This window comes from Pseudomonas sp. 58(2021) (assembly GCF_017491585.1).
Classification (GTDB): Bacteria; Pseudomonadota; Gammaproteobacteria; order Pseudomonadales; family Pseudomonadaceae; genus Aquipseudomonas; species Aquipseudomonas fluorescens_BT.
Genome location: NZ_JAFGYZ010000001.1, coordinates 374,917 through 400,926, shown reverse-complemented (window position 1 = coordinate 400,926; position 26,010 = coordinate 374,917). Strand labels below are relative to the sequence as shown.

27 protein-coding genes and 1 other RNA gene are annotated in these 26,010 nt (G+C 60.8%); 12 read left to right on the top strand and 16 right to left on the bottom strand.

Features of this window, described 5'->3' with window-relative positions; genetic code table 11:
* Positions 1-38 precede the first annotated feature (38 nt).
* From ppx to J5M72_RS01840, 5 genes are all read right to left on the bottom strand, one after another.
* Entirely contained in the window at positions 39-1,541 is a 1,503-nt protein-coding gene (gene ppx, locus J5M72_RS01860; protein ID WP_169432406.1) for an exopolyphosphatase, read from the bottom strand.
* 104 nt (positions 1,542-1,645) lie between these two features.
* On the bottom strand, positions 1,646-2,383 hold the full coding sequence (locus tag J5M72_RS01855; protein WP_169432405.1) for an amino acid ABC transporter ATP-binding protein: 738 nt from the start codon (positions 2,381-2,383) through the stop codon (positions 1,646-1,648).
* On the bottom strand, positions 2,370-3,020 hold the full coding sequence (locus tag J5M72_RS01850) for an amino acid ABC transporter permease (RefSeq protein WP_011336490.1): 651 nt from the start codon (positions 3,018-3,020) through the stop codon (positions 2,370-2,372). The genes J5M72_RS01855 and J5M72_RS01850 overlap by 14 nt, the downstream gene beginning before the upstream one ends.
* Positions 3,017-3,697: an amino acid ABC transporter permease gene (locus J5M72_RS01845; protein ID WP_207863850.1), complete on the bottom strand. Its 681-nt coding sequence runs from the start codon at positions 3,695-3,697 to the stop codon at positions 3,017-3,019. Before J5M72_RS01845 ends, J5M72_RS01850 begins: the two co-directional genes overlap by 4 nt.
* Before the next feature lie 21 nt (positions 3,698-3,718).
* The gene (locus J5M72_RS01840) at positions 3,719-4,504 is read right to left on the bottom strand and encodes a transporter substrate-binding domain-containing protein (protein WP_169432403.1); all 786 of its coding nucleotides are present in this window, start codon (positions 4,502-4,504) and stop codon (positions 3,719-3,721) included.
* A gap of 256 nt (positions 4,505-4,760) precedes the next feature.
* On the opposite strand from J5M72_RS01840, the gene J5M72_RS01835 reads away from it, so the two are divergent.
* From J5M72_RS01835 to J5M72_RS01810, 6 genes are all read left to right on the top strand, one after another.
* Complete coding sequence (locus tag J5M72_RS01835) at positions 4,761-5,468, top strand: FCD domain-containing protein (protein ID WP_169432402.1); 708 nt, start codon at positions 4,761-4,763, stop codon at positions 5,466-5,468.
* 120 nt (positions 5,469-5,588) lie between these two features.
* Positions 5,589-5,918 carry a thioredoxin TrxA gene (gene trxA, locus J5M72_RS01830; RefSeq protein ID WP_003206727.1) on the top strand — a complete coding sequence of 110 codons (330 nt, stop codon included), beginning with the start codon at positions 5,589-5,591 and terminating at the stop codon, positions 5,916-5,918.
* A gap of 249 nt (positions 5,919-6,167) precedes the next feature.
* A complete protein-coding gene (rho, locus tag J5M72_RS01825) occupies positions 6,168-7,427 on the top strand; it encodes a transcription termination factor Rho (protein ID WP_007951825.1) in 1,260 nt (419 codons plus the stop codon).
* Positions 7,428-7,598: 171 nt separating this feature from the next.
* Positions 7,599-9,596: an acyltransferase family protein gene (locus tag J5M72_RS01820; RefSeq protein ID WP_207863849.1), complete on the top strand. Its 1,998-nt coding sequence runs from the start codon at positions 7,599-7,601 to the stop codon at positions 9,594-9,596.
* 69 nt (positions 9,597-9,665) lie between these two features.
* Entirely contained in the window at positions 9,666-11,132 is a 1,467-nt protein-coding gene (ubiD, locus tag J5M72_RS01815; RefSeq protein WP_207863848.1) for a 4-hydroxy-3-polyprenylbenzoate decarboxylase, read from the top strand.
* Complete coding sequence (locus tag J5M72_RS01810) at positions 11,132-12,100, top strand: CDP-6-deoxy-delta-3,4-glucoseen reductase (protein ID WP_207863847.1); 969 nt, start codon at positions 11,132-11,134, stop codon at positions 12,098-12,100. Before ubiD ends, J5M72_RS01810 begins: the two co-directional genes overlap by 1 nt.
* 6 nt (positions 12,101-12,106) lie before the next feature.
* Here the strand turns inward: J5M72_RS01810 and J5M72_RS01805 are convergent, their stop codons facing one another.
* Positions 12,107-12,583, bottom strand: coding sequence for a sn-glycerol-3-phosphate transporter (locus tag J5M72_RS01805; RefSeq protein WP_169432398.1), 477 nt, complete (start codon positions 12,581-12,583; stop codon positions 12,107-12,109).
* 354 nt (positions 12,584-12,937) lie between these two features.
* Between J5M72_RS01805 and J5M72_RS01800 the strand changes: the two genes are divergently transcribed.
* Entirely contained in the window at positions 12,938-13,606 is a 669-nt protein-coding gene (locus tag J5M72_RS01800; protein ID WP_085708964.1) for a gamma-glutamylcyclotransferase, read from the top strand.
* On the opposite strand, the gene glpT is transcribed toward J5M72_RS01800, so the two are convergent.
* Positions 13,582-14,931 carry a glycerol-3-phosphate transporter gene (glpT, locus tag J5M72_RS01795; protein WP_169432397.1) on the bottom strand — a complete coding sequence of 450 codons (1,350 nt, stop codon included), beginning with the start codon at positions 14,929-14,931 and terminating at the stop codon, positions 13,582-13,584. The two genes, J5M72_RS01800 and glpT, sit on opposite strands and share 25 nt — an antisense overlap.
* Positions 14,932-15,156: 225 nt before the next feature.
* Here glpT and J5M72_RS01790 point away from each other — a divergent pair, with 225 nt between their 5' ends.
* Complete coding sequence (locus J5M72_RS01790; protein ID WP_207863846.1) at positions 15,157-15,789, top strand: flagellar basal body-associated protein FliL; 633 nt, start codon at positions 15,157-15,159, stop codon at positions 15,787-15,789.
* 104 nt (positions 15,790-15,893) lie between these two features.
* The gene (locus J5M72_RS01785; RefSeq protein WP_347709503.1) at positions 15,894-16,571 is read left to right on the top strand and encodes an energy transducer TonB; all 678 of its coding nucleotides are present in this window, start codon (positions 15,894-15,896) and stop codon (positions 16,569-16,571) included.
* A gap of 51 nt (positions 16,572-16,622) precedes the next feature.
* Here the strand turns inward: J5M72_RS01785 and J5M72_RS01780 are convergent, their stop codons facing one another.
* Positions 16,623-17,600 carry an NADPH:quinone oxidoreductase family protein gene (locus J5M72_RS01780; RefSeq protein WP_169432395.1) on the bottom strand — a complete coding sequence of 326 codons (978 nt, stop codon included), beginning with the start codon at positions 17,598-17,600 and terminating at the stop codon, positions 16,623-16,625.
* A gap of 150 nt (positions 17,601-17,750) precedes the next feature.
* Here J5M72_RS01780 and J5M72_RS01775 point away from each other — a divergent pair, with 150 nt between their 5' ends.
* Positions 17,751-18,158, top strand: a complete 408-nt coding sequence (locus tag J5M72_RS01775) for a flagellar basal body-associated protein FliL (protein WP_007951814.1) — start codon at positions 17,751-17,753, stop codon at positions 18,156-18,158.
* A gap of 16 nt (positions 18,159-18,174) precedes the next feature.
* Here J5M72_RS01775 and J5M72_RS01770 read toward each other — a convergent pair whose 3' ends face one another.
* The 4 genes from J5M72_RS01770 to J5M72_RS01755 all read right to left on the bottom strand — a co-directional run bounded on the left by J5M72_RS01770 (position 18,175) and on the right by J5M72_RS01755 (position 23,515).
* A complete protein-coding gene (locus J5M72_RS01770) occupies positions 18,175-19,293 on the bottom strand; it encodes an ABC transporter permease (RefSeq protein ID WP_207863845.1) in 1,119 nt (372 codons plus the stop codon).
* A complete protein-coding gene (gene rbbA, locus J5M72_RS01765; RefSeq protein WP_207863844.1) occupies positions 19,293-22,013 on the bottom strand; it encodes a ribosome-associated ATPase/putative transporter RbbA in 2,721 nt (906 codons plus the stop codon). Before rbbA ends, J5M72_RS01770 begins: the two co-directional genes overlap by 1 nt.
* Positions 22,010-22,975, bottom strand: coding sequence for a biotin/lipoyl-binding protein (locus J5M72_RS01760; protein ID WP_169432392.1), 966 nt, complete (start codon positions 22,973-22,975; stop codon positions 22,010-22,012). Before J5M72_RS01760 ends, rbbA begins: the two co-directional genes overlap by 4 nt.
* Positions 22,976-23,065: 90 nt before the next feature.
* A complete protein-coding gene (locus J5M72_RS01755; RefSeq protein ID WP_207863843.1) occupies positions 23,066-23,515 on the bottom strand; it encodes an EVE domain-containing protein in 450 nt (149 codons plus the stop codon).
* 197 nt (positions 23,516-23,712) lie between these two features.
* Between J5M72_RS01755 and J5M72_RS01750 the strand changes: the two genes are divergently transcribed.
* Positions 23,713-23,868 carry a hypothetical protein gene (locus J5M72_RS01750; RefSeq protein WP_007911192.1) on the top strand — a complete coding sequence of 52 codons (156 nt, stop codon included), beginning with the start codon at positions 23,713-23,715 and terminating at the stop codon, positions 23,866-23,868.
* A gap of 35 nt (positions 23,869-23,903) precedes the next feature.
* Here the strand turns inward: J5M72_RS01750 and J5M72_RS01745 are convergent, their stop codons facing one another.
* The 4 genes from J5M72_RS01745 to J5M72_RS01730 all read right to left on the bottom strand — a co-directional run bounded on the left by J5M72_RS01745 (position 23,904) and on the right by J5M72_RS01730 (position 25,323).
* Positions 23,904-24,509 (bottom strand): 5-formyltetrahydrofolate cyclo-ligase, encoded by a 606-nt coding sequence (locus tag J5M72_RS01745; protein WP_169432390.1) that lies wholly within the window; start codon positions 24,507-24,509, stop codon positions 23,904-23,906.
* 81 nt (positions 24,510-24,590) lie between these two features.
* Positions 24,591-24,769: non-coding RNA, 6S RNA (gene ssrS, locus J5M72_RS01740), on the bottom strand.
* A gap of 30 nt (positions 24,770-24,799) precedes the next feature.
* Complete coding sequence (locus J5M72_RS01735) at positions 24,800-25,117, bottom strand: cell division protein ZapA (RefSeq protein ID WP_169432389.1); 318 nt, start codon at positions 25,115-25,117, stop codon at positions 24,800-24,802.
* Complete coding sequence (locus J5M72_RS01730) at positions 25,114-25,323, bottom strand: TIGR02449 family protein (RefSeq protein WP_169432388.1); 210 nt, start codon at positions 25,321-25,323, stop codon at positions 25,114-25,116. Before J5M72_RS01730 ends, J5M72_RS01735 begins: the two co-directional genes overlap by 4 nt.
* A gap of 125 nt (positions 25,324-25,448) precedes the next feature.
* Between J5M72_RS01730 and J5M72_RS01725 the strand changes: the two genes are divergently transcribed.
* Positions 25,449-26,009 carry a YecA family protein gene (locus tag J5M72_RS01725; RefSeq protein ID WP_169432387.1) on the top strand — a complete coding sequence of 187 codons (561 nt, stop codon included), beginning with the start codon at positions 25,449-25,451 and terminating at the stop codon, positions 26,007-26,009.
* The last annotated feature ends 1 nt before the right edge of the window (position 26,010 follow it).

Genomic DNA, 26,010 nt, shown 5'->3' with positions numbered 1-26,010 from the left:
ATCCATCCGGGATCGCCTTTTTTGTGCCTGCCCGTTACTCAGTGCACGGTCAGAACAATCCCCACCCGCGTCAGCCACTCCGCCTCAAGCGCGAAATCCGCCTGGGTCAGCTGGTTTTCATCCAGCCAGTTCTCCGGGAATTCCACGTCGAGGTTGTTGCCGTTGGCGTGCAGCGCCACTTGCGGCATTGCCTGGGTGCCACGGATATGGTGGAACAGGATGGCGAAACGCAGCAGTACGCACAGGCGGATCAGCTTGTCGCCCTCGTCGCCGAACTCGGCGAACTTGTCCTTGGGGATGTTGCGGCGGTGGCCGCGCACCAGCAGGGCGAGCATTTGCTGGTCTTCGCGGGAGAAGCCGGCGAGGTCCGAGTGCTCGATCAGGTAGGCGCCGTGCTTGTGGTAGTGGTAGTGAGCGATGTCGAGCCCGACTTCGTGCACTTTCGCCGCCCAGCCCAGCAGTTCGCGCCAGATGCCGTCTTCCAGTTCCCAGTCCACGGCCACTTGATCGAACGCGTGCAGGGCTTTGCGCTCGACCCGTGCGGCCTGTTCCAGGTCGACGTGGTAGCGCTCCATCAGCGAGGTCAGGGTACGTTCGCGCACGTCTTCGTGATGATGGCGGCCGAGCAGGTCGTAGAGCACGCCTTCACGCAGCGCGCCTTCGCAGTGGTCCATGCGTTGCAGTTCGAGGGCGTCGAAGATCGCTTCGAGAATCGCCAGGCCCGCCGGGAAGATCGCCCGACGATCCGGCTTGATGCCTTCGAAATCGATCTTGTCGACATCGCCGAGCTTGAACAGGCGACGCTTGAGCCACGCCAGACCTTCGGCGTTCACTTCGCCGGTACCGTGACCGCCGGCCTTCAGCGCCAGGCCGATAGCGCGGATGGTGCCCGAGGAGCCGATGGCTTCATCCCAGGTCAGACGGTGCAGGGCGTGTTCGATGCTCATGATTTCCAGCCGCGCCGCCGTGTACGCCTGGGCGTAGCGGGCCGGGGTGATCTTGCCGTCCTTGAAATAGCGCTGGGTGAAACTCACGCAGCCCATTTGCAGGCTTTCGCGCAGCAACGGCTCGAAACGCTGGCCGATGATGAATTCGGTACTGCCGCCGCCGATGTCGGCGACCAGGCGTTTGCCCGGGGTGTCGGCGAGGGTGTGGGACACGCCGAGGTAGATCAGACGCGCCTCTTCACGGCCGGAAATGACTTCCACCGGGTGGCCGAGGATTTCTTCGGCGCGGTGGATGAACTCCAGGCGGTTACGGGCTTCGCGCAGGGCATTGGTGCCGACGATCCGCACGGCGCCCAGCGGCATGCCGTTGATCAGTTGAGCAAAACGCTTGAGGCAGTCGAGCCCGCGCTGCATGGATTCTTCGTTGAGATGGCGCTCATCGTCGATGCCGGCAGCCAGCTGAACCTTCTCCCCGAGACGTTCGAGAATACGGATTTCGCCGTTCTGGGCCTTGGCCACGACCATGTGGAAGCTGTTGGAGCCCAGGTCGATCGCGGCGATCAGGGACAGATTCTTGGCTTGGGATTGCGGCATGGTCTGGGGGTCTCGGTCGATAACCCCGACATCGTGCCACGATCAAACGCTGCCGCCAACGCGCATGGCTCAAACCCTTGATTTAGCGCACTGACGGCCAGCTTTCAGCCTGCGGCTTCCACGGTTCCGATGAAATTCGCCAGCTCCGGCGTCTGCGGATCGGCAAACAGCACTTTCGGATCGCCCACCTCATGCACCTTGCCCTGGTGCATGAACACCAGTTTGTCCCCGACCTCCCGGGCGAAGCGCATTTCGTGGGTGACCATGATCAGCGTCATGCCTTCCTTCGCGAGCTGGCGGACCACGCCGAGCACTTCATTGACCAGTTCCGGATCCAGCGCCGAAGTGATCTCGTCACACAGCAGCACCTTGGGTGACATCGCCAGCGCCCGGGCAATCGCCACGCGCTGTTGCTGGCCACCCGAGAGACGATCCGGGAAGGCATCGAATTTCTCGCCCAGGCCGACGCGCTCCAGCATCTGCCGCGCCAGCTCTTGCGCTTTGGCCTTGGGTACTTTCTGTACCACTTGCGGCGCGAGCATCACGTTTTCGCCCACCGTCAGGTGCGGGAACAGGTTGAACTGCTGGAACACCATCCCGACTTTCTGCCGCAGGCTGCGCAAATCGGCGCGGGCGGCGTCGAGGTATTCGCCGTCGACTTCGATCACGCCGTCGTTGATCGATTCCAGACCGTTGAGGGTGCGCAGCAGGGTGGATTTGCCCGAGCCGCTGCGGCCGATGATCGCCACGACCTGGCCTTCCTCGACGCTCAGGTCGATGCCTTTGAGCACGTGGTGATCGCCGTAATATTTATGCAGGGCGGAAATTCTAAGCAGAGGCATGCAGTCTCCTTTCCAGGTAGCGCGCACTGAGGGACAGGGGGTAGCAGAGCAGGAAGTAGCCCAAGGCGACGAGGCCGTAGACCATGAACGGTTCGAAGGTGGCGTTGGCGAGCATGCCGCCGGTCTTGGTCAGTTCGGTGAAGCCGATGATCGAGGTCACAGCGGTGCCTTTGACCACTTGCACCGAGAAACCCACGGTCGGTGCTACGGCAATGCGCAGCGCCTGCGGGAGGATCACGTAGCGCAGTTGCTCCAGCGGATTCAGCGCCAGGCTCGACGACGCCTCCCACTGACCATGGGGAATCGCCTCGACGCAGCCGCGCCAGATCTCCGCCAGATAAGCGCTGGTGAACAGCGTCAGGGCAATCGCCGCTGCCATCCACGGCGAAATTTCCACCCCGGCCAGCGCCACGCCGAAGAACACCAGAAACAGCTGCATCAACAGCGGTGTGCCCTGGAACAGTTCGATCCAGGTGCGGGCGATGCTGCTGGGCAGCGGGTTTTTCGAGATGCGCATGATCAGGATCAGCAACCCGACGATCCCGCCGCCGATGAACGCCACCAGCGACAGCGCCAGCGTCCATTGCAGGCCGGTGAGCAGGTTGCGCAGGATGTCCCAGAACGTGAAGTCGCTCATTGGCTGCTCCTTGCGCTGCTTTTCGACAGGTAGCGCCGGCCGAGCCAGTTCAGCAACTGACGGATCAGCAGCGCCATGCACAGATAAATGAGGGTGGTCAGGGCGTAGGTTTCAAAAGCGCGGAAGTTGCGCGACTGAATGAAGTTGGCGGCGAAGCTCAACTCTTCGGTGGCGATCTGCGAACACACCGCCGAACCGAGCATCACGATGATGATCTGGCTGCTCAGCGCCGGCCAGACCTTGCCCAGCGCCGGCAGCAGCACCACATGGCGGAACGCTTCGAAGCGACTCATCGCCAAGGCCGCCGCTGCTTCCAGCTGCCCGCGCGGAATCGCCTGGATGCCGGCGCGGATGATCTCGGTCGAGTACGCACCAAGGTTGATCACCATCGCCAGCACCGCCGCCTGCCACTCGGAAATCTGCATGCCGAGGGACGGCAGGCCGAAAAAGATGAAGAACAGTTGCACCAGGAACGGCGTGTTGCGGATCAACTCCACATACACGCCGAAGATCGCCGAGAACGGGCGGATGTTCCACGCCCGCACCAGCGCCCCGACGATGCCCACGCCAACCCCGAACAGCGCGCCGATGGCCGTCAGCTCAAGGGTGAACAACGCCCCGCGCAGCAGCAGGTCGGTGTTTTCCACCACCGGCAAGAAATCGAACTGATAGGCCATGAAAGTCTCCCGCGGCGCCGGTCAGAGGTCGGCCGGCAGCGGCTCTTTGAGCCAGGTCTGCGCGTTCTTTTCCAGCGCGCCGTCAGCCTTGGCGGTGGTCAGGATCTCGTTGACCTTGGCCAGCAGCGCCGGCTCGTTTTTGTTCACGCCGACGTAAACCGGCGAATCCTTGAGCTTCACTTTCAGCGCGGGCACGCGTTTCGGGCTCTTTTCACTGATGGCGACCATCACCACGTTGCCGCTGGCGATCAGGTCAACTTGCCCTGCGAGGTAGGCGGCGATGGTCGAGTTGTTGTCTTCGAAGCGCTTGATGGTCACGCCTTCGGGGGCAACCTTGGTCAGCTCGATGTCCTCGATCGCGCCACGGGTGACGCTGATGGTCTTGCCCTTGAGATCGTCCAGGGTGCTGACGGCTGCATCCGGCGGGCCGAACACGGCGAGGTAGAACGGCGCGTAGGCACGGGAGAAATCGATGACCTTTTCGCGCTCGGGGTTCTTGCCGAGGCTGGAAATCACCAGGTCGACCTTGCCGGTGGTCAGGAACGGGATGCGGTTGGTGCTGTTGACCGGGGTCAGTTCGAGTTTGACCTTGAGCTGGTCGGCCAGCAGTTTCGCGGTGTCGATATCCAGGCCGCGCGGCTTCATGTCCGGGCCGACCGAACCGAAGGGCGGGAAGTCCTGAGGCACGGCGACTTTCAAGGTGCCGCGTTTGACCACGTCGTCCAGTCCGTCGGCATGGGCGGGGGCCTGGCTCAGCATCAGACCGGCAAACAGGGCGGCGAGGAGGGCGCTGTAACGCTTCGTCATGGACAATCTCCGGATCGGCGGGAAGTGAATTCTGCGATCAGACAGAGCACGGGCCGTGCCAAGACTGGGCTTCGGCTGTGCAAAGCCACGGGTTTAGCGGGTTTGTTCGGTCTTACTGGTCTGAACAGTCAGGTTGGATTTCGCACTGCGATAGCGCATCGGCGTGCACCGCCGAACCCCGCTGGGGCACGACTTGCCTGATGCCTCGAATAGCATTACAACTGGCCGCACCTTGGCCTGGTCCGTCTGGAAAACCATGAACTCGATCTCTCGCGCCGTACCCGAAGTGGCGCTGCAAGCGATCCGCAAATTGATTACCGAGCAGGGCTTCCGCCCCGGCGATGCGCTGCCTTCGCAACGGGATCTGGCGGTTCAGCTGGGCGTCAGTCGCGCGTCGTTGCGTGAGGCGTTGTCGTCCTTGAGCGCGCTGGGGGTGGTCAGCATCCAGCCGGGCAAGGGCGTTTTCGTGCAGGCGCCGGTGGAGTTGCCGCGCGGTGAGGGTGCACCGGCCTGGCCGTTTGCAGCCCAGGCTTCGCCGCTGGAAATCTTTCAGTTGCGCTATGCGCTGGAAGGGTTTGCGGCCGGTCTGGCGGCGGTGACGCTGAGCACGTTTGATCTGGACGAACTGGAAGACAACGTCGCCGCCATGCGCGAGCAGCTGCGTGCCGGCGACTTCGAGGCAGCGGCGAGACTGGATTTCGAATTCCACCGGCGGATTCTGCTGGCCAGCGGCAATCAGGCGATGCTGAGCATCCTCACCGCCAGCGCCGACATCTTTCTGGAAAGCCAGAAATTACCGTTCATCCGCGCCGAGCGGGCCATGGAAACCTGGCAGGAACACCGCAAGATCCTCCGCGCCCTGGCCCGCCGGGCCTCCGCCGCCGCGCAGAAAGCCATGCAGGAGCACGTGCGCAACGCAGCCCTGCGCACCGGAATCGCCTTCATCGCCCCCGCCGGTGCGTGACTTGAGCTATACCCAAACTCATCGAGTGCCATAGCAAGACTCAATCATCTGCGGCTTCCTGAACAAGGGAAGGGCGGCTATGATGGGCCACGTTTTTTTGCTTACAACCTGGAGAATTCCATGAGCAGCGATCTGATCAAACACGTTAGCGACGCTAGCTTCGAAGCCGACGTACTCAAGGCCGAAGGCGCTGTCCTGGTCGACTACTGGGCTGAATGGTGCGGCCCTTGCAAAATGATCGCTCCGGTTCTGGACGAGATTGCAGAGACTTACAAAGGCAAGCTGACCGTTGCCAAGCTGAACATCGACGAAAACCAGGAAACCCCTGCCAAGCACGGCGTACGGGGTATTCCGACCCTGATGCTGTTCAAGAACGGCAACGTGGAAGCGACCAAGGTCGGCGCCCTGTCGAAGTCGCAACTGGCTGCTTTCCTCGACGCCAACATCTAAGCGTCGCGGTAAAGATTGTCCTCAAAAAGCCCCGCAAATTGCGGGGCTTTTTGCGTATTCAGGGCTAGACGCTCCGAAACTCAGGTGGTACATTCGGCCCCGCACTGGTTTCTCCACTGCCCCCTGCTAGCCGTCGCCGACGCACTCCTTTTCGAACAAGTACGCGATCCTGTCGCCTTCTCCGCGGCGCGGCCTCATTAAGCCAAAAGCTTAATTTCCCCCCTCCATAAATGATTACGTCATTCCTATATGAATCTGACTGAACTCAAGCAAAAGCCGATTACCGAACTGCTCGAATTGGCCGAACAGATGGGCATAGAAAATATGGCCCGTTCGCGCAAGCAGGACGTGATTTTCTCCCTGCTGAAAAAGCACGCTAAAAGCGGTGAGGAAATCTCCGGTGATGGCGTGCTGGAGATTCTCCAGGACGGCTTCGGCTTCCTGCGCTCCGCTGACGCTTCCTACCTCGCCGGTCCTGACGACATTTACGTCTCGCCGAGCCAGATCCGCCGTTTCAACTTGCGCACCGGTGACACCATCGTTGGCAAGATCCGCCCTCCGAAGGAAGGCGAGCGGTATTTCGCCCTGCTCAAGGTCGACACGATCAACTTCGATCGTCCGGAAAACGCGAAGAACAAGATTCTCTTCGAGAACCTGACCCCGCTGTTCCCGAACGTGCGCATGAAGATGGAAGCCGGCAACGGTTCCACCGAAGACCTGACCGGTCGAGTCATCGACCTGTGCGCCCCGATCGGCAAAGGCCAGCGTGGTCTGATCGTTGCACCGCCGAAAGCCGGTAAAACGATCATGCTGCAGAACATCGCAGCGAACATCGCCCGTAACAACCCTGAAGTTCACCTGATCGTGCTGTTGATCGACGAACGTCCGGAAGAAGTGACCGAAATGCAGCGCACCGTGCGCGGCGAAGTGGTTGCCTCGACCTTCGACGAGCCGCCGACCCGTCACGTGCAGGTTGCTGAAATGGTGATCGAGAAGGCCAAGCGCCTGGTCGAGCACAAGAAGGACGTGGTGATCCTGCTCGACTCCATCACCCGTCTGGCCCGTGCCTACAACACCGTGATCCCGAGCTCCGGCAAGGTGCTGACCGGTGGTGTCGATGCCCACGCCCTGGAGAAGCCGAAGCGTTTCTTCGGTGCCGCGCGTAACATCGAAGAAGGCGGCTCGCTGACCATCATCGCCACCGCGCTGGTTGAAACCGGTTCGAAGATGGATGAAGTGATCTACGAAGAGTTCAAGGGCACCGGCAACATGGAGCTCCCACTGGACCGTCGCATCGCCGAAAAGCGTGTATTCCCGGCCATCAACATCAACAAGTCCGGTACTCGTCGCGAAGAGTTGCTGACCGCCGACGACGAACTGCAGCGTATGTGGATCCTGCGCAAGCTGCTGCACCCGATGGACGAAGTGGCGGCCATCGAGTTCCTGGTCGACAAGCTGAAAACGACCAAGACCAACGACGAATTCTTCCTGTCGATGAAGCGCAAGTAACATCGTCGGTCGAGTCCAGAAATGGCGTCCCTGAGGGGGCGCCATTTTTTTGCCTGTTTTTTGTCCGGACGATGGGAGGTTTGCGATCTGGTAAGGTCAGTGAGTTGGCAAAACAACACGCAGCGACTGAGGCTGTACAAAAAACAACCAAATGATTGGCATTAAAGATTTATGAGCACACTCGCTTATCGAAGGGATATCGACGGCTTGCGGGCAGTCGCGGTGATTGCCGTGGTGCTGTTCCACTTTGGCGTCCCGGGGTTCACCGGCGGCTTTGTCGGCGTGGACGTGTTTTTCGTGATTTCCGGCTACCTGATCACCTCGATCATCTGGAACCAGCGCCAGGCAGGGCGTTTCAGCTTCGTCGAGTTCTGGGCCCGGCGTGCCCGGCGGATCCTGCCGGCACTGTTTGCAATGATCATCGCCGTGATGGCGGTGGGCTGGTTCCTGCTGGCACCCAAGGACTACGAGGAGCTGGGGCGGTCGGTGCGCTACCAGGTGACCTTTGTCTCGAACATCCTGTTCATGCGTCAGGACGGCTATTTCGACGTCGCGTCCGATCTCAAGCCACTGCTGCACACCTGGTCGCTGGCGGTGGAGGAACAGTTCTACATTGTGTTCCCGTTGTTGCTGACGCTGCTGTCGAGCCGGCTGAAACACTGGCGACTGGCGCTGTTCGGTATATTGCTGCTGTCCTTCGGGCTGAGTGTGTGGGCAATCAATCACCACCCGGAGAAAGCTTTCTTCCTGCTGCCGATGCGAGCCTGGGAGTTGCTGGCCGGTGCCATGCTGGCGGTGGCGCCGAAACAGGCGTGGCGTTTGAAACCGTTGGCAGCGCAGCTGTTGAGCCTGTCGGGCATGGGGCTGATCCTGTTCGCGGTGTTCGTCTATGACAAGTCGACGCCGTTCCCGGGTGCGACCGCGTTGTTGCCGGTGCTGGGCGTGGTGCTGCTGATTCTGGCCAACGGTCATCGCGAAACGGCAGTGGGGCGCTTTTTGAGCAGTCGGGTGATGGTCGGTCTCGGTCTGATCTCTTATTCCTGGTATCTCTGGCATTGGCCGGTATTCGTGTTTTCCAGCTACGCCAGCGTTGAAGAACCCGGCGCGCTGGATATCGCAGGACTGATCCTGTTGACCCTGGTACTGGGCTATCTGTCGTGGAAATTCGTCGAGACGCCGTTTCGCGAACGACGCTTGCTCGCCGGACGCCGGCAGATTCTGCTGGCAGGCTTGTGCGGCATCCTGGTGATCGGCCTGGCCGGGCAGGCGTTGCGCTGGACCGACGGTTTGCCGTGGCGCCTGTCCGAACAGGCACTGCAATACGCCAAGGGGCGCGAATGGCGCCCGGAGCTGATGGCATGCCTGGCGGATGACAAGACGCCGGACGACAAACTGTTCTGTCATTACGGTGTGGAGAACCTGCCGACTCAGGCCATGGTCTGGGGGGACAGTCATGCCACGGCGCTGATTCCGATATTCGACGACGGCGCGAAAGCCCACGGCGTCAGCGTGATTCTCGCCAGTTCTCCCGGTTGTATCCCGGTTGAAGGATTGGAGCATGACGGGGTTTGTGCGCGTTTCAACCGACGGGTCGAGCAAGGCTTGAGCGCGCAGCGGGTCAGTGATGTGGTGCTGGTCGCACGCTGGAGTCTCTATCTGTACGGCGATGCCAAAGGTGATCTCGGTCATGTGCTCAGAACAAGCGACGGCCAATATGACCGCAGCGCCGCCGAACAGCGTCTGGCCGTCGGTCTGCGGGCGCGGGTCGCGCAACTGCGCGCTGGCGGCCACCGGGTCTGGCTGGTGAAGGAGGCGCCGTTGCAGGCCTTCAGCCCACCGTATCGGCTCACACGGCTGGCGATGCTGGATCACTCGGTAGAGGGCGTTGGCCAGAGTGTCGACGAGCATCACAAGCGTCAGGCTTTCAACAGCCAGTTGTTCGCCCAACTGGCGAAGGATCCGGCGGTACGGGTGATCGACCCGGCGTCTCGGTTGTGCGACGAAAGCGGTCTGTGCCGCGCCGAGCTCGATGGCTACTCCCTGTACACCGATGACAATCACCTTTCGGAGGTCGGCGCACGCCTGGTGGCACCGATCCTTGAACCGTTGTTTGTCGGTCTTCAGTCCGGGAAAAAACTCGCAAAAGGCCAGGTGAATGCAGCCAAGTAAGCAGTGACGGGCTGCCAGCGACCGGCATAGCAGGTAGGATGTACGCCTATTTTGAGGGTGCCATCATCAATGAAATTCAAGGATCTTCGGGATTTCGTGCAGCAGCTTGAGCAGCGCGGAGAGTTGAAACGCATCCGGATTCCCGTCTCGCCGGTGCTGGAAATGACCGAGGTGTGCGACCGCACACTGCGGGCCAAGGGCCCGGCGCTGCTGTTCGAGAAGCCGACCGGCTATGACATTCCGGTGCTCGGCAACCTGTTCGGCACCCCCGAGCGGGTTGCCATGGGCATGGGTGCCGAGTCGGTCAGCGAGCTGCGCGAAATCGGCAAGCTGCTGGCGTTCCTCAAGGAGCCGGAGCCGCCGAAGGGCTTGAAGGACGCGTGGTCGAAGCTGCCGATCTTTCGCAAGATCATTGCGATGGCGCCGAAAGTCGTCAAAGACGCACCCTGCCAGGAAGTCGTCATCGAAGGCGATGACGTTGATCTGGCAATGCTGCCGGTGCAGACCTGCTGGCCGGGCGACGTGGCCCCACTGATCACCTGGGGCCTGACGGTCACCAAAGGCCCGAACAAGGACCGGCAGAACCTTGGCATCTACCGTCAGCAAGTGATCGGCCGCAACAAAGTCATCATGCGCTGGCTCAGCCACCGTGGCGGTGCGCTGGACTTCCGTGAGTGGTGCGAGAAGCACCCGGGCCAGCCGTTCCCGGTGTCCGTGGCCCTCGGCGCGGATCCGGCGACCATTCTCGGCGCCGTCACCCCGGTGCCGGACAGCCTCTCCGAATACGCCTTCGCCGGTCTGTTGCGCGACAGTCGCACCGAGCTGGTGAAGTGCCGTGGCAACGACCTTCAAGTGCCGGCCACTGCCGAAATCATCCTTGAAGGCGTGATCCACCCGGGCGAGATGGCCGACGAAGGCCCGTACGGCGACCACACCGGTTACTACAACGAAGTCGACAGCTTCCCGGTGTTCACCGTCGAGCGCATCACCCACCGAATCAAACCGATCTACCACAGCACCTACACCGGCCGTCCGCCGGATGAGCCGGCGATTCTCGGCGTGGCGCTGAACGAAGTGTTCGTGCCGATCCTGCAGAAGCAATTTCCGGAGATCACCGACTTTTACCTGCCGCCGGAAGGCTGCTCGTACCGCATGGCCGTGGTGACGATGAAGAAGTCGTATCCGGGCCACGCCAAGCGCGTGATGCTGGGTGTCTGGTCGTTTTTGCGACAGTTCATGTACACCAAGTTCGTTATCGTCACCGACGACGACATCAACGCGCGGGACTGGAATGACGTGATCTGGGCCATCACCACGCGCATGGACCCCAAGCGCGACACGGTGATGATCGACAACACGCCGATCGACTACCTCGACTTCGCTTCGCCGGTGTCGGGACTCGGCTCGAAGATGGGCCTGGATGCCACCCACAAGTGGCCGGGCGAAACCACTCGCGAGTGGGGCCGTGTCATCGTCAAGGATGATGCCGTCACCCAACGGATCGATGCCATCTGGAATCAGTTAGGAATAGATTGATGCGTGTAACCCTGCAGCCCTCCGGAGCCGTGCTCGAGATACGGCCCGGAGAGCGGATTCTCGATGGTGCGCGGCGCCTGGGCTATGAATGCCCGCAAAGCTGTCGCAACGGCAATTGTCACGTGTGCGCAGCGCTGCTGGTGGAAGGCCGGGTCGAACAGGCCGGCAAGGTGCATGACCACGGCGAGTTCTACACTTGCATAGCGCAGCCGCTGGAAGACTGCATCCTGCTGTGGGATGGCGTGCTTGCGCTGGGAGAACTGCCGGTGCGCAGCCTGTCGTGTCAGGTCATCGAATGCCGGGACGTCGGTGGCGATACCTGGCGCGTGCGCCTGCGTGCGCCGGCCGGCAAGCCGCCGCGTTATCACGCCGGTCAGTACCTGATGATCGAGCGCGAGAACGGCGAGAAGTCAGCCTTTTCCATGGCTTCTGCGCCCCACGGTGGGCGAGATCTGGAAATCCATGTCCTGGCGCGTGAAGCCAGTGCCCTGAGCCTGATCGAGCAACTGCAGCGCAACACCATGGTGCGGGTCGAGCTGCCGTTCGGCGACACCCATCTCGCGGAATTGCCGGACGGACCGCTGGTATTGATTGCCGCCGGCACCGGCATGGGCCAGATCCACAGCCTGATCGAACATTGCCGGGCCAACGGTTTCAAGCATCCGGTGCATTTGTACTGGGGCGTGCGTCGTCCGGAAGATTTCTACGAAATCGAACATTGGGACGAATGGCTGAAGCTGCCCAACCTGTTCCTGCACAAGGTCGTCAGCGATCAATGCGGTTGGGAAGGGCGCTGCGGGATGTTGCATGAGGCGGTGTGTGAGGATTTCCCGGACCTGAAATCGCTGCATGTCTACGCCAGCGGTTCGCCGGCGATGGTCTATGGCACGCTGGATGCGCTGGTGGAGGCGGGGATGGATGCCCACCAGATGCGCGCCGATGTGTTTGCATACGCGCCTCGCTCTTGAGCCTTCCTAGAACCGCACGCCCGTCGTCACCATGGCCGCATTGGCGCCGAGAAACACCAGCTCGGCGCCCAGTGGGCCATAGTGGGTGCCAACCGACGGAATGATCACCGGTGCCACGCCGAAGTGATTGAGCGGGATCTTGTCCTTGTAGTCACCTCGATAGCCCTGCAGCAACCCGCCCGTGAGTTTCACGTACACCGGATAGTTGGCGCTCTCGAAGCGTTTGCCGGCATAGGCATAGTTTGAACGCTGGCTGAATGAATTACGGAAAGTTGCCCCGCCAAATACCCAGCCAGACGCCTGATTGCGTTCGATACCGATCAAGTCCTGATGATTGTTGTGTTCGGGGTCGGGTGAGTAATGTTTGGTATAGACACTGGTCTGTGCATACCAGAACCCCTTGTCCTCTTGCGAATCATCGGCGGCCAGTGCCTGGCCGGTCTGAATCAATAACAGTGCGGCCAAAAGCCTTGGTGTGTTCATCGTGCAGCCTCGGTTGAACGGTTGGCTTGCGCCAGAGGAAAGCCGTTGTACGTAGGCGTTCAGCGACGGTAAATATGGAAAGTCCGAAATTTTAGTAGGAAAAATCCCGGGGTTTCATGAACGAAACCTGAACGAAGAGAGGGCTTAACGATATTTCATTCGGGTATTTAAGATATCTGCGCAATGGTATTAGGCTATATCAAACAAGATAGCCCTCGCGGATAACCCCGTATCAGCGCTATCAAAGGTGTCATACATCCTTTAGCACTTTTCGTTTTACAGTTACTGCTATATGTTCTATCAAGCGAATTGCGCTTACATCTTGTAATACTTGCGGGGCCGAATACTTCCGTCATGACAGCCATTGAATCTGCTTTTCTGAATCTGGCTTACCCTCCGCGGCTCGACCTGGGGCCGCAGCTGACTCACGAACAACTTCTCGCTTCCATGCAATCGACCATGGCACGCCACAAGGGCGGTCCGGTCTGGTTGTTCGCATATGGATCGTTGATCTGGCGGCCGGAATGTTCGGCGGTGGAGCGGGTGCGCGGGCGGGTGCATGGCTACCATCGCGGCTTGTACCTGTGGTCCCACGAACATCGCGGTACGCCGGAAATGCCGGGGCTGGTATTCGGTCTGGATCGCGGTGGCTCGTGCAGCGGCTTTGCCTATCGGTTGCCGGAAGACAACCTCGACAGTGCGCTGTATGCGCTGTGGAAACGCGAGATGCCGTTCCCGTCCTATCGCCCGCACTGGCTCAACTGCCGGCTCGAAGATGGCAGCCAGGTGCAGGCCCTGGGATTTGTGTTGGAGCGACACCTGCCCAGCTATGCCGGCAATCTGCCGGATCATGTGCTGAGCCAGGTGTTCGAAAGCGCTTGCGGGCGTTACGGCACCACTCGCGATTATGTCGAGCAGACCGCCCACGCCCTGCGCAGCCACGCCATGCCAGACCGTAATCTGGAGGCGCGGCTCAAGCGCTGCAAGTCAAAAGCCGATCAGGCGACTGCTTCGCGGCTCTGACTGGCGACCTGTTTGTGCCACAGGGTCGGTGCCAGGAAGGCCATCGACAGCAGGCAAGCGCCCACCAGCAGCACGAAACCGCCATCCCAGCCGAAGTGGTCCACGGTATAGCCCATCGCGGCACTGGCCGCGACCGAACCACCCAGATAACCGAACAGGCCGGTGAAGCCTGCCGCAGTACCGGCGGCTTTCTTCGGCGCCAGCTCCAGCGCCTGCAGGCCGATCAGCATCACCGGGCCGTAGATCAGGAAGCCGATGGAGAACAGCGCGATCATGTCGATGGTCGGGTTGCCGGCGGGGTTCAGCCAGTAAACCAGAGTCGCGACGGTCACCAGCGCCATGAACACCATGCCGGTCAGGCCACGGTTGCCACGGAAGATCTTGTCCGACATCCAGCCGCACAATAGCGTGCCCGGAATGCCCGCCCACTCATAAAAGAAGTACGCCCACGAAGTCTTGTCGACGTCGAAGTGCTTGGCTTCCTTGAGATAGGTCGGCGCCCAGTCCAGCACGCCGTAGCGCAGCAGGTAGACGAAGACGTTGGCCAGGGCGATGTACCAGAGCATTTTGTTGCGCAGCACGTATTTGACGAAGATTTCCTTGGCGCTGAATTCGTCTTCGTGGCTGGCGTCGTAGCCTTCCGGGTAATCGTTCTTGTACTTCTCGATCGGTGGCAGACCGACCGATTGCGGGGTGTCACGCATGGTGATGAAGGCAAATGCCGCCACCGCCAGAGCCACCGCCGCCGGCACGTAGAACGCTGCGTGCCAGTCGTTGAACAGGCCCATGCCGATCAGGAACAGCGGGCCGATCAGGCCGCCACCGACGTTGTGCGCCACGTTCCATACGGATACCACGCCGCCGCGTTCCTTCTGCGACCACCAGTGCACCATGGTCCGTCCGCTCGGCGGCCAGCCCATGCCCTGGGCCCAGCCGTTGATGAACAGCAGGATGAACATCATGGTCACGCTGGACGTCGCCCAGGGCGCGAAACCGAAAATGAACATCACCCCCGCCGAGACCAGCAGGCCGAAGGGCAGGAAGTAGCGCGGGTTGGAACGGTCGGAGACCAGGCCCATGAGGAACTTGGACAGACCATAGGCGATCGCGATGGCCGACATCGCCAGACCCAGTTCGCCACGGGTGTAACCCTCGTCGATCAGGTACGGCATGGCCAGGGAGAAGTTCTTGCGCAGCAGGTAGTAACCCGCGTAGCCAAAGAAGATACCGGCGAAGATCTGCCAGCGCAGACGTCGGTAGGTACTGTCGATTTTTTCTTCAGGCAATGGAGCCTGATGTGCGGCAGGACGAAAGAAAGCAAACATTCAAGAGCTCCAGATTTCTTGTTTTGACTGCGGATGCGAATGTTACAGTTTCGTTACCGAAAATAGCACCGGTTCGCATCGGCAAAACAGCGGAAAATGTTGGAAGTCGCACGTTCTTTTACGAACCTGTCGCTCAGCTGTAAGAACGGGGCGTTTTCACCACTTGTGAACATCGCGCAGCTTAGACTCGCGATCCGTCGACCGACTGTTCTGCAGAGATGAATGATGGCTTTGAGGGTTCGCATGTTGATGCGCCGATTATTGGCGGCGGCAGTAATCGCCGTGGCGGCGCTGACCTTGATTTACACCGATCACCCTGCGCAGTCCGGTTTGCGCAATGCCACGGTGCTGATCATCCGTCATGCGGAAAAGCCGACCGAGGGCTCGGTACTCAATGCCCGGGGTGAAGAACGGGCCCGCGCTTATGTCGATTATTTCAATCCATTGACGCTCGATGGCCAGGCGCTGACCCCGGAACGGCTGATTGCCGCCGGCGACAGTCCCGAGAGCTCCCGCTCACGTTTGACCCTGACCCCGCTGGCCGAGCGTCTTAACCTGTCTATCGAACAGCCTTACATCAATGGCGACGTACATGAACTGGTCAAGCTGTTGCGCAAGAGCAATCAGGCGCCGGTGATCCTGATCGCCTGGCACCATGGGCACATCAACAAGCTGATCAGTGCGTTCGGTGGCGACAGCACGGCCCTGATGGGCCAGAAAAAATGGCCGGACGAGGTTTACGACTGGATGCTCGTGCTGCGCTTCGATGACAAGGGCCGGATTATCAAGGCCGATAGCCGAAAGGTTCTGGAGCACCTGTTGCCGGGCGATGCTGAGGACGACAGTCCGAGGGAGTAGTCCGTCAGAAAAGTTACCCAGGTACATTTGCGCAGCATTTTTACTCAATTTCCCTTCGCAGCTTAGGCAATGTCCTGCATCCAACGCAGAAGCTGCGCCATTCAGTGGAAAATCATTACTCCGTAACCTTTGTGTTGTTGCCGACAGGGCATATCAGTGCAAAAGGAACGGAAATCATGCGATGGGCCATAGCAGTTATTTTGTTGGTGACTCTCCCGGCTCAGGCTGGAGAAGTGTTTCTGATTCCGGAACACAATCCCAAGCCGATTTACCCACGTGCGTTATCCAGAGCGGGAATTACCGGTGACGTAAAGGTCGGATTCACCGCCAAGGCGGATGGCTCCGTGAGCGAAATCACCATTCTGCGCAGTGATCATCCGGAGCTGGCGCAAGCGGTCAGAGAGGCAATAGCTCAGTGGAGGTTCAAACCGTGGAAGGTTGACGACAAGAAGCCAGCCGCTCAGGAAATAGTTGCTCCTATGATATTTCGCCTCGAGGCGCCGGAAGGTGCTCACCAATGGGTTCAACAATTGAAATGCCGAGAGTTGAACGCACACCTCAATCATATGCCCGAGTATGCGTGGATCGATTCCGCGCCGTTTTATTATCTCCGTAGCCACCTGTCGAGTGGCGTCTTCCAGTCACAACTGTCGGATGACAAAAGGCTGGCGTTGATTGCCCGGCTGAACCGAAGCGTGGAGGGCGTCGTCTGGCGTTGTCGGCAGTGGCCAGTGAGCAGATTCACGAGGTTTTTGCCGGAGGAAGTCCGCCAGTTGCTGTAGTGCCGGGCGGAAAGAATGGCGATCCGGACCGCGTCCGGATCGCCGATTGAATTAACGAACCTGCACCACAACCTTACCCACAGCCTTGCGCTGCCCCAGATCATTGATCGCCTGTGCCGCCTCGCTCAGCGGATAGACTTGCGACACCAGCGGTTTCAGCTTGCCCTCGGCAAACCAGGCGAACAATTGCTGGAAGTTCGCGGCGTTGTCCTGTGGCTGGCGTTGGGCGAAGGAGCCCCAGAACACGCCGAGCACCGCCGCACCCTTGAGCAATGCAAGGTTGACCGGCAGTTCGGGGATGCGTCCGCTGGCGAAACCGACCACCAGCAGGCGGCCGTTCCAGGCGATGGCGCGGATGGCCTGGTCGAACAGGTCGCCGCCGACCGGGTCGTAGATCACGTCGGCGCCCTGACCGTCGGTCAGGCGCTTGATTTCGTCCTTGAGGCTGGTTTCGCTGTAGTTGATCAGTTCGTCGGCACCGGCCGCCTTGGCCACGGCGAGTTTCTCGGCGCTGCTGGCGGCGGCAATGACCCGGGCGCCAATGGCTTTGCCGATCTCGACGGCTGCGAGCCCGACGCCGCCGGAGGCACCGAGCACCAACAGGGTTTCGCCCGGTTGCAGGTTGCCGCGCTGTTTGAGGGCGTGCATCGAGGTGCCGTAGGTCATGCTGAACGCGGCGGCGGTGTTGAAGTCCATCGACGGCGGAATCGGCAGCACGTTATAGCCCGGCACCGCCACCTGCTCGGCGAAGCTGCCCCAGCCGGTCAGGGCCATGACCCGGTCACCGACTTTCAAGTGGCTGACCTTTTCACCCACCGCGCTGACCACGCCGGAGGCTTCGCCACCCGGTGAGAACGGGAAGGGCGGCTTGAACTGGTACTTGCCCTCGATGATCAGCGTGTCCGGGAAGTTGACCCCGGCGGCGTGCACGTCCAGCAGGATTTCATTCTTCTTCGCGACAGGACTGGCGACGTCTTCCAGCACCAGCGATTCGGCAGGACCGAAGGCTTTGCACAGCACGGCTTTCATCAGGGCTATTCCTTTGGGAGTGATGGCCGATAAGTGTAGGTGTGGCAGTCAACGGGTCAACGAGCATGCCCGGCCCTGATAGTCCGCCATAAGCTTGTGCTTGCGCGGCGGGTCGTTATGCTAGGCCGCAAACCGGATAAGGAGCGAATTGTGAAAGCGTGGATCATGTTGTTGCTGGCCCTGTCTCTGCCTGTGGCAGCGCTGGCCGAAGAAGCCAAAGAGGGCGAGGCGCCGAAGGTCAACTACATCACCCTGAGCCCGCCGTTCGTGGGCAACTACGGGCTGGACGGCACGCCGAAACTCAAGGTCTACAAGGCCGACGTGGCGTTGCGGGTGACGGGTGAGGAAGCGACCAAACTGGTCAAGGCCAACGAGCCGCTGATCCGCAATCAACTGGTGGCGCTGTTCACTCAGCAGACCACCGATGCGATGGGCAGCATCGAAGGCAAGGAAAAACTGCGTCAGGAAGCCTTGAAGCAGACCCAGCAGGTGATGAATGACGAGACCGGCAAACCGGTGGTCGAGGATCTGTTGTTCAACAACCTGATCATTCAATAAGCATCGCGGCTGCGGTTCAGGACGCCAGGCTCTTGCGAAAGCGCGCCAGGGCGATGAAGAAGAACAGCAATCCGATGACGGTCAGGGCCAGCAAGTCTGGCCAGACCACACTCAGCCCGGCGTCGCGGAACAGAATCGCGGCACCGAGGCTGACGAAATGAGTGGACGGCGATCCCTGCATGACCCATTGCAGCCATTGCGGCATGCTGTCCAGCGGCGTGCTGCCGCCCGACAGCAGCAACATCGGAATAATCACCGGGATGGCCAGCAGGCCGAACTGCGGTGTCGAACGCGCCAGCGTTGCCAGGAAGATACCCAGCGCGGTGCTGGCGAACAGATAAACAGCCGTGACCAGCAAAAACAGGCTCAACGAGCCGGACAACGGCACGCCCAGCGCGCCTTTGACGATCACTTCCAGCGACAGCCAGGTGCACAGCACCACCACCAGCAGATTGCTCCAGATTTTCGCCAGCATGATTTCCAGCGCGGTCAGCGGCAGCACCAGCAAATGGTCAAGGGTGCCGTGTTCGCGTTCCCGCAGCAGTGCGGTGCCGGTCAGGATGATCGCCAGAATGGTGATGTTGTTGACGATCTGGATCACGGCCAGAAACCAGCCACCCTCCAGGTTGGTATTGAACAGGGCACGGGTCGTCAGCTGCACCGGGGCATAGGCCTGCGCATTACCCTGGCCGGTATAAGCCAACAGCTCGCGCTGGAATATCCGGCCAATGTAGCCGGCGCCCATGAACGCCTGGCTCATGGCGGTGGCATCGACATTGACTTGCACGGCCGGTTGACGGCCTGCGAGCAGGTCGGTCTGGAAGCGAGCCGGAATATTGATGACGAACGTGTACTGGCCACTATCCATGGCTTCATCCAGTTGTTCGTAGCGCAGCGGGACGGGGGGCTGGAACTCCGGAGGTTGCAGCGCCTGGGCCAATTGGCGGGAGAGAGCGCTGTGATCCTCGTCGACTATCGCCACGCTGGCGTTGTGCACACCGATTACCGATCCCGCGGCCGGCATGTAGATGGCTACGGTGAAGGCGTAGAACAGGAACAGCAGCAACACGCTGTCGTGGCGCAGACTCGTCAGTTCCTTGAGCCCCAATCGCAGGATATGCGCGAACTTGTGCATCAGGCCTCCTGCTTTTTCAACATGACCAGGCTCAGTCCGGTGAACCCTATGAAGAAGGCGGACAGCGCCAGGCATTGCGGCCAGAGCTGTCGCAGATCCAGTGCTTTGGTGAACGTACCTACCGCGATATCGAGGAAGTGGCCGGCCGGGAACAGCATGCCCATCACGGCGGCGGCGCCCTCCAGTGACGAGCGCGGCACGATCAGCCCGGAAAACTGAATGGTCGGCAGGCTGGTAATGATCATGGTGCCGAGAATCGCCGCGATCTGCGTTCGGGTGAACGCTGAGATCAGCAGCCCCATGCTGGTGGTGGCCAGCACATAGAGCAGCCCGCCGAAAGCGAGGGTCAGCCCGCTACCCTTGAACGGTACGCCGAAGAGCCAGCGATTCATGGCCACCAGGACGGTCAGGTTGACCAGGCTGACCAGCAGATAAGGCATCTGCTTGCCCAGCAAAAACTCCAGCCGCGTCAGGGGTGTGGCGTAGAAGTTGGTGATCGAGCCCAGCTCTTTCTCACGCACGATGCCGAGGGCCGTCAGCATCGCCGGAATGAACGCCAGGATCAGCGCCATCACACCTGGGCCGATCGCGTTGACGCTGACTACGTCCTGGTTATAACGAAAACGGGTTTCCAGGCTGGCGGCGGCCTGACGGTTGAGCGCGGGGCTGCTCTGTTCGGCCAGTTGCTCGAGATTGGCCTGATGGACGGCTTCGACGTAGTTGCGACTGGTTTCCGCGCGAAACGGCATGCCGCCATCCAGCCAGGCCGCCACCGTCGGTCGACGCCCGGCGTACAGGTCGCGGCCGAATCCGGGCGGGATCTCCAGCGCCAGTTTGATTTCCGAACGTTGCAGACGTCGGTGCAGTACCTGCGCATCTTGAATGGCCGGCTGTTCGGCGAAGTAGCGCGAGCCGCGAAAGGCCTCCAGGTAGGCACGGCTTTGGGGGGTCTGATCCTGGTCGTACACGGCAAAGGCAAGATTTTCCACGTCGAGGGAAATCCCGTAGCCAAAAATCACCATCATGAAAATGGCGCCCAGCAGGGCGAACGCCAGGCGCACTTTGTCGCGCAGCAATTCCTTGCCTTCCCGGCTGGCCACCGCCGCCAGACGCCCGAAGCTGAAACCGTGTTCCGTGACGGACATGGGCGGGGCCATCGCGGCCGGCGGCGGTTCGGGTGCCGGCGGCGCTTCGGTGATGCCCTGGGCCTGTTCAAGACAGGTCACGAACGCAGCCTCCAGGGATTGGCCATTGAATTGCTGCTGCAGGGCGGCCGGCGTATCACAGGCCAGTACCCGGCCCGCATGCATCAGGGAGATGCGGTCGCATCGCTGCGCTTCGTTCATGAAATGGGTTGAAAGGAAAATGGTCACGCCCTGATCACGGGACAGCTCGATCAACAGTCGCCAGAAGTCGTCCCGTGCTGCCGGATCGACGCCGGACGTCGGCTCATCCAGTATCAGTACTTCCGGGCGATGCAAAACGGCGACGGCCAATGACAGGCGTTGACGCAACCCGAGTGGCAAGGCGCCTGACGGCTGATCGGCGACGCCGTGCAGATCGAAGCGCTGAATCAAGGCGTCGATGCGCGGGGCGCTCTCTGCCTTGGGCAGGTCGAACAGACGTGCGTGCAGATCAAGGTTCTGCCGGACGCTGAGTTCGCCATACAGCGAAAAGCTCTGGGACATGAAGCCGACCCGCTTGCGCGTGGCCAGATCCCTTGCATCCACCGGGTTGCCCAGCAGCGTCGCGCTGCCCTCACTGGCTGGTATCAGCCCGGTCAAGACTTTCATGGTGGTGGTCTTGCCGCAGCCATTGGAGCCGAGAAAGCCAAAAATTTCACCACGCCCGATGGCGAAACTGACGTGATCCACTGCGGTAAAGTCGCCAAAGCGCAACGTCAGCTCGTGGGCTTCGATGGCGATATCGGAATTGCTGGTGCGAGGCGGGATTTGCAGAGGTTGCGGGTCGCGATGGCTGTCCCCCTGAAAGTGGGTGAAGGCATCATCGAGTTTGCCGCTTTGAGTGATCGCTGCCAGCTCACGGCTCAAGCCCGAGGCAATCATCCGGCCACCGTCGAGCATTAGACAGTGCTCGAATTGTTCGGCTTCTTCCATATAGGCCGTGGCAACCAGCAGGGTCAGTTGCGGTCGCTGGCGTCGCACGTCGTCGATCAGCTCCCAGAAGCGCCGCCGAGAGAGTGGGTCGACACCCGTGGTGGGCTCGTCGAGGATCAGCAGATCCGGCTCATGGATCAACGCGCAACACAGCCCCAGCTTCTGTTTCATGCCGCCGGACAGTTTGCCGGCCGGGCGATCAGCGAACCTCAACAGGTCCGTGGCGAGCAGCAGGTTGTGCAGCCGCTGTTCGCTTTCGTCGGCAGACAAGCCGAACAGCGTGGAAAAAAACTGCACGTTTTCGCGGATCGACAGTTCCGGGTACAGGTTGCCACCCAGCCCCTGTGGCATGAAGGCGATGCGCGCGTACAACGTGTTGCGATGGGCGCGATCCTGAATCGGGCCGCCAAGGACTTCCAGTTGTCCCTGCTGAAGGGCTTTTACCCCGGCGATCAGGCCCAGCAGGCTGGACTTGCCGGCACCGTCGGGGCCGATCAAACCGCAGCGGGTACCCGCCGGCAGATCGAACGTGATCGCGTCCAGAGCCTGCCGCTGGCCATAGCGGTGCGCAATGGCGCTCGCCCTGAGCGCGATGCCGTTCATTGCAAATTGGCCGGCCAGCCGATCGGCGCGGTGCGCACATAGCCGACGCCAGGCATGCCGGGCTTGGCCTGCGGTACGTTGCCGGGCTCTGTCAGGCGCAGCTTGACGCGAAAGACCAGTTTCTGTCGTTCGTCGCGGGTCTCGACCTCTTTGGGGGTAAATTGCGATTTGGCTGCCACGAAACTGACTTTCGCCGGTAACGACCGGTCGGGCAGGGCGTCCAGGAGGATCCGTGCGTCATCGCCCACTGCCAGGCGTCCGGCGACGGAGGCCGAAAGGTAAAGGTTCATGTACTGGTCAGTGGGATCGATCAACAGCAAGACCCGACCGCCGGCACCCAACACTTCACCGGGTTCGGCCATGCGTAGCTGGATCACGCCGTCGATCGGTGCGCGCAAACTGCTGTCATCGATTTCACTGGCCAATTGCGCCACCTGGGCCTGTGCCGCACCGATGGCGGCGCTGACGGCGGCGACCTGCGCCCGGGCCGCCGCTACGGCTGCGTTGCCCGTGCCGATGCGCGATTGCAGTTGATCGATGACCTGTGCGCTGACGAAACCATGCTTGAACAACGACTGTGACCGGCCGAGCTCCTGCTGGGCCAGCAGCTGCTCGCTCTGGCGCAACTGCACGTTGGCCTGGGCGGCAGCCAGATTCTCTCGGGCACGTATGACTTCGGCTTCGGCCTGATTGCGCTGGGCTTCGAGGGTTCGGGTATCCATTCGGGCAAGTAGCTGCCCTTTGCTGACCTTGTCGCCTTCATCGACCAGCACCTCGGCGAGACGCCCGGGTGTCTTGCTGGCGATCTGCACTTCCGTGGCTTCCAGGCGCCCGTTGCCGGAGGACAGGCCCTCGGGCAGACGGCTGCTCATCGATGTCCAGTAACCGAAACCACCGGCGGCCACCAGCAACACGATGAGAGATCCGGCAAATAAAAGGGAGGAGCGGCTGTGCGCTGACATGGAGGCATCCTGCGACTGTGGCGTCCAGTTTGACGGTTCAAACGACGGTATCGCTTGATATCAATCAAATGAGCGGCAGACCTGGCCACTTCAACGCAAGTCGAGTACTGCCGCCCACTGCTCGGTTGTCAACGGCATCACCGACAGTCGCGAACCTTTCTGCACCAGTGGCATTTCGGCCAGCGCGGTCTGCTGCTTAAGGTAATCCAGCCTCAACACCCGGGCAAACGTCTCGACATGAGCGACGTCGATTGCACTCCAGGGATTCTTCTCCGGTGTGGCCTTCGGGTCGAAGTAATGACTTTCCGGCTCCAGCGCGGTGGGATCCGGGTACGCGGCTTCGATGATCCTGCCGATTCCGGCAATGCCTGGCTCAGGGCAACTGGAGTGATAGAAAAAGAACTCATCTCCCACCGCCATCGCTCGCAGGAAATTACGTGCCTGATAGTTGCGCACCCCGTCCCAGCGCGCTTTGCCCAGTTTTTCCAGACCCTTGATCGAGAGTTCGTCGGGCTCGGACTTCATCAGCCAGTAGGCCATGTTGGGTGCTCCTGAAACGGTCATTGGGCAGGTTGTCGGGCAATTTTATGACAAACCGACGGTCGGTTGACGTCAGCATTTGCGCGCAGGTTCACGTTGTCGCAAAATGCCGGCCTTTAAAGCTTGACGCTGCTGCACGGCCTACGAATGGAAACCGCTGCTGTCATCGTGATGATGTGCCTTGAGGGGGGCAATCGATGAAACGCAAACCGGATTTGCTGTGGACTTTGGTGATTTTGTTCGGTCTGGGCGTCGTGACCACCGGTTATGCGCAAAGTCTGTGGGCCAACAAGGCCGATGCACCGATTGAAGTGGCGCAACAAGTACAACAGTCGACAGCCTTCAAACGCTGAAACTGCCTTTTCGACGCCGCTGCTCCGCGCGGCGTCTATCCCGCGAAATACCACGCCTTGTCCGTCACCGTTCCCTGCAACGGTACATCCCAGCTCGCTTGCGCGAGACGTTCGACTTTCTGACATTCATGGGCCAGGCCCAACAGCGTCGGCTTGCGCCATTTCTGGCGTCGGGCCAGATACGCCAGGCTGCGGTCGTAGAAACCGCCGCCCATGCCCAGGCGCCCGCCGACATCGTCGAATCCCACCAGTGGCAACAACACCAGATCCAGTGCCCAGATCTTGCGCTGACGGGCCGGATTGACTCGAGGCTCGAGAATGCGGAAACGATTGGGCCGCAGCTTCTCGCCGGGGCGGATCTGCTGAAAGACCATTTTGGTCCGCGGCCAGGCACTGAGCACTGGCAGGTAGGTTTTCTTGCCCCGACGCTGGGCGGCGCGCAGCAACAGGCGCGGGTCGATTTCACCGTCGGTGGGCAGGTAAAGGGAAATGTGTTTCGCCCGGCGAAAGTGCGGGTCTTGTGCCAGTTGCTTGTACAGGCCTTCGGCGGCCTGGCGTTGCTGACTCGGTGTCAGTGAGCGGCGGGCCTTGCGCAGCAGGCGGCGCAGTTGGGGGCGGGGCAGCAACGAGAGTTCTGTCATGGTTCGGCTTCGGCAGGATAGGGACGAAAACGCACGCATAAAAAATCCGATGCCGGCATGCACCGGCATCGGATTCGAATCAGGCTCCCCGGATGAGCCGCTGTCGACTTAGCCCTTGAACCCGAAAGTTCAAGGTGGAGGATGCAGTAGGCTTTAAGGCTTTCCGTCTGGCGGACATGCACACCAGCCCAACGTGCAACCCCCAGGGTAGTGCAAATCGGCTCAGGGACATCGTCAACTGGCAAGCACCCCAGGGAGTGCGGCGAGTATACCTCAAGCCGCCTGGCGAATCAGCCCTTGCGGATGTCCGGATCGTCGGCCAGCACCAGATCGACACGATCGAGCAAGTCACGCACCTGTTCACGGGTCGAGCCGCTGGCCTGGATGTCCGGGCGCTCTTCTTTGTGCAAGAGGTCGTGGGTGATGTTCAGTGCGGCCATCACGGCGATGCGGTCGGCGCCGATGACTTTGCCGCTGCTGCGGATCTCGCGCATCTTGCCGTCCAGGTAGCGGGCGGCGCTGATCAGATTGCTGCGCTCTTCCTGGGGACAGATGATCGAATACTCTTTGTCGAGGATCTGCACGGTAACGCTATTGCTTGAACTCATGAGTCTTGCTCCAGGGCCTTGAGGCGCGAAATCATCGATTCGACCTTACGCCGGGCGATTTCGTTTTTTTCAATGAGGTGCGCGCGTTCCTCGCGCCAGGTCTTTTCCTGAGCTAGTAAGAGTGCATTTTGACTCTTTAGTTGCTCGACTCGGGTAATCAGCCGTTCGAGTCTGGCCATCAGCGCTTGCAGGTCGGTGTCTTCCATTGTGTCCACTGATTCGGTCTGATGGGTTTGGCTGGCGGACAGCCTTTAATGGTTTTGGCGAGTCTGTCGATGTAGGATACAAGGCCTTCATTCTAGACATAGCGCCGTCTGGCGCCTAGCTGCCCATGCCCATTCAGAATTCCCCGTACCAAGCCTTCGCCACCCTGCTGACTGCCAGCGGTCACAATGTCTCGCCTGCCGAACTGCATGGCCTGCTGCTCGGCCGCAGCTGCGCCGGTGCCGGCTTCAATGCCGAAGAATGGCTGATCGACGCCGCCGAGCTGCTCGAAAGCGAGCCGCAGGACAACGTTCGCAATGCCTTGATCGGCCTGCAGGAAATGGTCAAGGGTGAGCTCACCGGTGACGACGTGACCGTTGTGCTGCTGTTGCCGACCGATGACGTGCCACTGGCCGATCGCGCCGTCGCGCTGGGCCAGTGGTGCCAGGGCTTCCTCACCGGTTTCGGTCTGAACTGCCGCGACAGCAGCATGCTGAGCACCGAAGCCACTGAAGTGTTGCAGGATCTGGCAGCGATCTCTCAGGTGCAAGATGCACTGGAAGAATCCGAAGACGGCGAAAGCGACTATATGGAAGTCATGGAGTACCTGCGCGTAGCCCCGCTGCTGCTGTTCTCCGAAACCAAAAAGGCCGACGTGCCGCCAGCGGCCAAGCCGTCGCTGCACTGAT